The following is a 6,658-nucleotide window of genomic DNA, read 5'->3' on the forward strand; positions in this document are numbered from 1 at the left end:
CTGTCGCTCATTTGCGACTCCCTTATGTTAACATTTCCAATTTGTAATGTCAACTAAGTTTTTCATTTTGTTTTTATTTCGTTTGTCGCTTTCTGCGTTATTGCTATCGGCGACTTGTTCTATATTACACCCCTATAATCTAATCGTCAATACCTTTTTATAAAGAAATTTAATTTAATATCTTCGTGCTCTTTTAGCTCCAGGTAAGGGCCTATAAAGATTTCATTAAAATAGAAACCATCGTCTACTTTTCTTTACTAATCTATTCTTCTAAATACTATTCAATTTAGACACTTCTCTATTACAAAGGACTCGCTTCCCCCATCTTACCGAACTTATACGATTGACTCTTTCCAGCTAAACTAGCAACCTTATTTTAACAATTAATAGTATATAATTAGAAAGTTGCTTTATTTTTTATTCCCCCCCTATTCCCCTTTGTTTATCAAATTGTACTATTAATAACATTCTATTAGAAGCAGGTGACGATATGAAAGATATACGTATTCTTATAGCAGATGACGATAAAGAAATTCGAGACTTATTAAAAAGATATTTAGAGCGAGAATTATATATGGTAGATACTGCAATTAACGGCGAAGAAGCATTGCATTTATTTAATCAAAACGACTATAACCTCGTTATATTAGATCTTATGATGCCAAAAGTAGATGGGATTGAAGTATGTAGAAAACTTAGGGATACAACTAACATACCGATATTAATGCTAACTGCTAAAGATCACGAAGTTGATAAAATTTTAGGTTTAAGCATTGGGGCTGATGACTATATTACAAAACCTTTCAGTATTCACGAAGTGGTTGCACGAGTAAAATCTCTTATGCGACGCTTTTTAGTTCTTGGAAGTAACACTACTGTACAAGAAAAAACAACTTTGACTTTTAAAGGGCTAACTATCGATTTAAATAAATACACGGTTCATACAAACGATACAGAAATCAACTTAACTGGAAAAGAACTTGAACTATTAAGATTCTTCACCTCAAACCCAGGGCAAGTATTTACAAAAACACAGCTCTTCCGAAATGTGTGGGACGATAATTATATAGAAGATGATAATACCGTTATGGTACATATTAGAAAGCTTAGAAAGAAAATAGAAATCGATCCTTCCAATCCAAAATTCATTCAAACTATATGGGGAATTGGTTATAAGTTTGTAGGTGAAAAACTTGAAGACTGATAAAATCCTCTTTCTTATTTCATTGCAACTTATCATTTGCGGGCTTTTAAATATAAACGCGGGTCCCAAAGTAAAAATATCTTTATTTATTACGCTTATCTTAATTACAATATACCTTTTCTCTTCAAGAATACACTTTATTCGAAGTCGCAAATCAATGGTCACTAAATTAAATCGTGCACTTAAAGGAAATTTACAAACAAGATTATTCACGAACAATGATCGCTCATTACATAATATCGTGTTTTCAATAAACGAATTAATAGCTGAATTAGAAAAAGTTCAGATTGAGGCGAAAAAATCCGAGGAATCGAGAAAGCAACTTTTGTCTAGTATCTCGCATGATATCCGAACACCACTCACTTCTATTATTGGATACATTGATGCTTTGAAAGATGGGGTTGCTGCTTCTGAAATAGAAAAGCAAGAATATCTTAAAATACTTTATATGAAATCAAACAACTTAAAGCACCTAGTTGATGAAATATTCAATATGGCAAAGCTAGATGCTAATGAATTTCCATTAAAAGAAGAAGAACTCGATTTTTCTGAAGTTACTAGAGAAGTGTTAATCGAGTTTTTACCTGAGCTTTCAAAACATAATATCGAACTACAAGTTCTCATCCCAGAATCTACTTGTCCTATTATTGCAGATCATCTTAGCCTTATACGGGTTATAGGAAATTTAACGAAAAATGCCATCTATTACGGAAAGGATGGGAAAATAGTAGGAGTCGAGCTACTAGAAACCGATACAGAATATGAACTTCTTATTTGGGATAAAGGACCCGGCATTCCAAAACATGATTTACAAAACGTATTTGAGCGAATGTATCGAAGCGAACAATCAAGAAACTCCTCTTTGGGTGGTAGCGGCCTTGGGCTTTCTATTTGTAAAGCGCTCGTTGAGAAAAATGGTGGACATATATGGGTCGACAGTATTCCTTGGGAAAGAACTACTTTTGGTTTTTCCATCCCAAAATACACTACTTTTAAGAAATAGTTAAGAAATGATTAATACGTAGTTAAACCCTTCTTTTTATCATGTAATTAAGAACTTATAGAAAGTAGGTGTCTCCTATAGATACAATTATAAAAACGACGAATCTTACTAAAATATACGGCACTCAAAAATCAGTAGATAATCTAAATATCAATGTACAACAAGGCGAGATTTATGGATTCATAGGACGTAACGGTGCCGGTAAAACAACAACCATTCGTATGCTGCTCAGCCTTATAAAACCTACAAGTGGAAATATTGAAATATTCGGGGAAGATTTGTTTCAAAACCAAAAAGACATTTTAAGAAGAATTGGTTCTATCGTTGAAGTTCCAGGGTTTTATGAAAACTTAACAGCAAGAGAAAACTTATTAATTAATGCAAAGATAATTGGAGTTCACAAAAGGAATGCAATTGAAGAGGCCTTGGAAATTGTAGGTTTGCAGCACGAAACAAAAAAATTAGTAGGAAAATACTCTTTAGGAATGAAGCAGCGCTTAGGAATTGCACGTGCACTTCTTCATTATCCTGAACTACTCATATTAGATGAACCAACTAATGGTCTAGACCCCATCGGTATTAAAGAAATGCGAAAACTTATTAAATCTTTAGCTCAAGAAAGAAATATAACGATACTTATCTCCAGTCATATATTAGCCGAGGTAGAACAATTAGTCGATCGTATGGGGATTATTCATGAAGGAAGGTTACTAGAGGAAGTTTCTCTTGATACGCTGCGTAAAGCAAACCGTAAATACATAGAATTCCAGGTGAATAATGACCATAAAGCTGTGATGCTATTAGAAAATCATTTTCAAATTTTTGATTATGAAGTACGTGATGAAGGGAATATTCGCGTTTACTCTCATTTCGGACAACAAGGATGCATCAACAGAGCGTTTGTTCTTAACGATATTGAAGTATTAAAAATGGTGATGAGCGCAGACAGATTAGAAGATTATTTCACCAAGCTAGTTGGAGGTGGAAAGATTGGTTAACCTACTCTATACAGAACTATTAAAACTAAAACGCTCTAATATGTTTTTGATTAGTATTATCGGGGCTGGTGTCGCACCTTTCTTAGTGGTAGTAGCGTCTTATATACACATAAAAACAAAACAGCCAACTCCGACTATTTTGTTCCATCAATTATTCACTGAAGTTAACTTATATACTACTTTAATTATAGGATTCCCCTTATATGGAGTAGTGGTTGCTTATCTGTTTACCCGTGAATATACAGAAGATACACTAAAACATTTACTAACTATCCCAGTATCACGCATTAGCTTTATTATAAGTAAGTTCATCCTTCTATTCCTTTGGATCATGATGCTAACTTTAATCGCTTGGGCACTAACTTTATTATTAGGGTTACTAGGTAGCTTCCCTGGATTTAGTATCACCTTACTTTTAGGCTCTCTCGTAAAATTTTTGATATGTGGTGGACTTCTCTTTCTTTTGTCTTCACCTATTGTACTACTAACTCTTGTAATGAAAACCTATGTACCACCTATTATATTAACAATTATTATTACAATGACTAACCTTATGATCGTAAATTCAAAACATAAAGACCTATTCCCATGGACCGCCACTCTAGATATAGCAAATAACGAATTACAATCGACTTATCCACCAGAGTATTCTTATATCATCATCGCGGTAACTACCATTTTCGGATTTATCGCAACACTATTCTATTTTAAGAGAGTAGATATTCATTAATTTACAGGAGTGAAACTATGAGTGATATCATTATTGCCTTCATACTCGGTATTGTAGAAGGGTTAGCTGAATTTTTACCTATCTCTTCTACTGGTCATCTTATATTAGTCGGACATTTATTAGGTTTTGAAGGAGAACGGGCAAAAACGTTTGAAATTGTCATTCAGTTAGGAGCGATCTTAGCTATCGCTATTTTATATCATAAACGCCTTGTTTCTTTATGTAATATTAAGCCTCTTCTAAGAAAAGAGAAAAAATTCAACGCATTACATGTATTCCTTGGCGTATTTCCGGCAGTAGTTGCTGGTTTACTACTACATGATGTTATTAAAACATACTTATTTCAGCCGTATACTGTCGTAATTGGACTTGTAGCAGGAGCAATTCTTATGATTTTTGCAGAAGTAAAAAAGGCAGAGGCAACCTCTTTTTCACTAGATGATTTAACATACCGTCAAGCATTAACAATTGGTTTATTTCAATGCTTAGCAGTATATCCTGGCTTCTCTAGAGCGGGCTCTACTATTTCTGGAGGGCTATTAGCAAAAGTAAATTATAAGGCTGCATCTGAGTTCTCTTTTCTCATTGCCATTCCTGTAATGGTCGGAGCTACAGGGTTAGACTTATTAAAAAGTTGGAAGTATTTAAGTGTAGATGATATTCCTATGTTTACGATAGGATTCATTACCTCTTTTCTTGTAGCAATGCTAGCAGTAGTAACTTTTCTGAAGCTTTTAGAAAAGATAGGTTTAAAACCTTTTGCATATTATCGTATTTTATTGGCTATCTTATTTACGCTTTTCGTATTGCTATAGATTCATATAAGTCACATATTATTAACCGATATTGAAATTGGAATATCGGTTTTTATCTATTTCACCTCTAGTATTACTCACTTCAATATGGCATATTGATAATACACGACCATTAATAATTCGAATATTCTTTGAACCAACCATTAAAATATGTAAAATCAAAAGCTATACTTGAAACCCGATCCTAGTAATAGCATTTCTCCTTTAAACGCATATACTAAACTCAAAATAAGTACCTCAATTGATTGTATGTACCTATTACACCGGGTTAGAACAAACGTTCTGACTCGGTGTAATACTACAAGCTTTACCGTTAGAAGAGCAAGTTGAGCTACTAACAAAGCATTTAGTTTCATTTAATAGTATTAACGGTACCATTGGCGAAGTTAGTATTATAGATGAACTATATAATATTAAAAAAAGCTTCCCTTATTTTCAAAAGTATCCTGAACACATATGGATTTAACATGTACCTCATAATCCAATAGGTAGAAAAAATGTATTTGCATTTGTAAAAGGAGAAAACAACTCCCCCTCGACTATCATTTATCATTCACATCTAGATACAGTCGGTATTGAAGATTTCGGATTGTTAAAAGAACATCCTTTCTCTCCTGACATACTCCAAAAACATTTTCAAATCTACAAAAGTGATATAAATGTTCAAACCGATGCAAAATCTGGAGATTGTCTGTTTGGCCGTGGTTCTCTTGATGTGAAAAGTGGTGCTGCAATCCATTTAGCCAATATACTATACTTCACAGAACATATGCATTTACTAGAAAGAAATCTACTTCTCTTATTCAACGGGGATGAAGAAAGCGAACATCGTGGTATGGTCTCCGCTTTAACCGAACTTGAAAGACTTAATCAAGAAAAACAATTACAGTATCGGCTGGCTATTAATAACGATTTCATAACACCTTTATATAATGAGGATAATCAGCGGTACATTTATACAGGTACTGCGGGGTAAACTTCTTCCTTGTTTCTATATTTATGGAAGAGAAGTACACCTAGGTGATACATTGTCTGGCATTGACCCTAATTTTATCGCAGCCCAAATCACAAATAGACTACATAACAACTATATCCATTACCATACGAAACAATCTGCAAATTAAACATCCCGTCTATTAATATGGTCGTCTACGGGAAAGATGGCCATAAATGGACAGAACGGGTTTATAAACCATATTCATTCAGCATATTATCTTTATTGATCCGTAATACAACAATGCAAATTTTAAATGACTACAAAACTATTACAAAGAAGCAAATTGCCCAGGACTTATAAAGAAAATAAACTTTAACTAAAGTGAGGTAAATATACAAATGAATCCATTAGCGCAAACATATTGGGATACTTATTGGGGGAACAATGACAAACCGAAATCCGTTACAGCTTGGCAATTTGGTGATTCTCCTGATTATCTCGCTAAACTAGTCATTGATGGTGTGAAAACCGCAACATGCTCCGGCCATATTTTTTATGAATTAGAAAGCGAACCGCTACCAACAACCAATGATTATAGTATTGTACTCAATAGTCAAGATGAACCTGTAGCTATCATTAAAACAATAGAAGTAACTGTAACACCAATGAATGAAGTAACTGAAGAATTCGCTATCGCTGAAGGTGAAGGCGATCGTACCTATAGTTACTGGAGAGACACCCATATTCAGTTCTTTACAGGGGAACTAAACGAGCTTGGGCTTAGTTTTTCTGAAGATATGCTGCTCGTTTGCGAACGTTTTGAGCTTATCGATGTAAAAACAAAGTGAAGCTATAATAAATAACAATTCTATATAAATACACTTACCTTTAAACAAATAAGCTTGTTATCCATAGGTTTCTTGAACCATAGATAACAAGCTTATTTTATTAAACACAAAAAAGACGAGTCA

General features: G+C 33.7%; 7 protein-coding genes. All 7 read left to right on the forward strand.

Going from position 1 to position 6,658, the window contains the following annotated elements:
• The first annotated feature begins 490 nt into the window (after positions 1–490).
• Entirely contained in the window at positions 491–1,204 is a 714-nt protein-coding gene (locus tag KI356_RS23175; RefSeq protein WP_212936584.1) for a response regulator transcription factor, read from the forward strand.
• The gene (locus KI356_RS23180; protein ID WP_212936585.1) at positions 1,194–2,207 is read left to right on the forward strand and encodes a sensor histidine kinase; all 1,014 of its coding nucleotides are present in this window, start codon (positions 1,194–1,196) and stop codon (positions 2,205–2,207) included. Before KI356_RS23175 ends, KI356_RS23180 begins: the two co-directional genes overlap by 11 nt.
• 68 nt (positions 2,208–2,275) lie before the next feature.
• Positions 2,276–3,205, forward strand: coding sequence for an ABC transporter ATP-binding protein (locus KI356_RS23185; RefSeq protein WP_212936586.1), 930 nt, complete (start codon positions 2,276–2,278; stop codon positions 3,203–3,205).
• Positions 3,198–3,935 (forward strand): ABC transporter permease, encoded by a 738-nt coding sequence (locus KI356_RS23190; protein ID WP_128283651.1) that lies wholly within the window; start codon positions 3,198–3,200, stop codon positions 3,933–3,935. The genes KI356_RS23185 and KI356_RS23190 overlap by 8 nt, the downstream gene beginning before the upstream one ends.
• A 17-nt stretch (positions 3,936–3,952) precedes the next feature.
• A complete protein-coding gene (gene uppP / locus KI356_RS23195; RefSeq protein WP_212936587.1) occupies positions 3,953–4,750 on the forward strand; it encodes an undecaprenyl-diphosphate phosphatase UppP in 798 nt (265 codons plus the stop codon).
• 544 nt (positions 4,751–5,294) lie between these two features.
• Positions 5,295–5,726, forward strand: coding sequence for a M20/M25/M40 family metallo-hydrolase (locus tag KI356_RS28300; RefSeq protein ID WP_238486224.1), 432 nt, complete (start codon positions 5,295–5,297; stop codon positions 5,724–5,726).
• A 359-nt stretch (positions 5,727–6,085) separates the two neighbouring features.
• A complete protein-coding gene (locus KI356_RS23205; protein ID WP_212936588.1) occupies positions 6,086–6,535 on the forward strand; it encodes an ASCH domain-containing protein in 450 nt (149 codons plus the stop codon).
• Positions 6,536–6,658 lie beyond the last annotated feature (123 nt).

This window comes from Bacillus hominis (assembly GCF_018332515.1).
GTDB classification, from domain to species: domain Bacteria; phylum Bacillota; class Bacilli; order Bacillales; family Bacillaceae_G; genus Bacillus_A; species Bacillus_A hominis.